Annotated in this window: 1 protein-coding gene; it reads right to left on the reverse strand. The window is 38.0% G+C overall.

Annotation, left to right across the window (positions count from 1 at the left end; genetic code table 11):
- Nucleotides 1-70: 70 nt before the first annotated feature.
- Nucleotides 71-1,155, reverse strand: a 1,085-nt coding sequence (locus AC1DTM_RS27600) for an Nramp family divalent metal transporter (protein WP_477001386.1), incomplete at its 5' end; no start/stop codon positions are given.

Genomic DNA, 1,155 nt, shown 5'->3' on the forward strand with positions numbered 1-1,155 from the left:
GTGGTAAGTAGAAGGAAATCATTTCATACAAAAAGGGTATTCCAAATCAAATTTGGAATACCCTTTTTTATTAACCTACAAATGTTTGATACAGTAAGAAAATATTTAAAACGATAATAAGTGCAGCGATTAACCACGCGATAAATGTTGTAATGCGATGGTTGACGAGTGCGCCCATAATCTTCTTATTACTTGTAAACATAATAAGTGGTACTAATGCAAAGGCAATACCGAAGGATAAGACAACTTGACTCATAACGAGAGCGTAAGTTGGATTGACACCTAAAGCGATAATAACGAGAGGCGGAATCATTGTTATAAATCGGCGTAAGTATAACGGAATATGCATTCGAATGAATCCTTGCATAATAATATCACCAGACATCGTACCAACAGAAGAACTAGATAAACCTGCTGATAAAAGTCCAATCCCAAATAATGCAGCCGATACAGGACCGACTAAATTACTGAACTGGTTAAAAGCAACATCAAGGTCTTCAACGTGCAAGCCGTTTTTAAAGAATAGTGCAGCTGCTACAATTAACATACTTGCATTAATTGCTCCAGCGATAACCATTGCAATAATAATATCGATGAATTCGAAGCGGAAAATCTTTTTCTTTTGTTCATCATTTGTTCCGACTACACGGCGCTGCGTTAAGGCCGAATGTAAATATATCGCGTGCGGCATCACTGTCGCACCTAAAATTCCAGCTGCTAAAAGGATGCTATCTACACCTTGGAATTTTGGAGTGAAAAGTCCGGAGAGTAGAGGGCTTAATTCCGGTTTTGCGTAAAAGACTTGGATACCAAAAGCGATAACAACGATAAAAATCATACCTGTTATGATAGCTTCTAATGGACGAAAGCCTCTGCGTTGAAATTCAAGAATAATAAATGATCCAACTGCTGTAATTAAAGCAGCTGGTAACATCGGAATTCCAAATAGTAAGTATAAGCCAAGTGCTGCCCCGATAAATTCAGCTAAATCTGTAGCCATAATAACGAGTTCCCCTTGTATCCATAAACCGATGGAAACTGGTTTGGGGAAGTTTTCGCGAGCTACTTCAGGAAGATTTCTCCCAGTAGCGATTCCTAATTTAGCTGATAAAGTTTGAATTAATACAGCCATTAAATTAGAAGCGAGTATTACCC

The organism is Bacillus sp. P4_D3 (genome assembly GCF_056401855.1).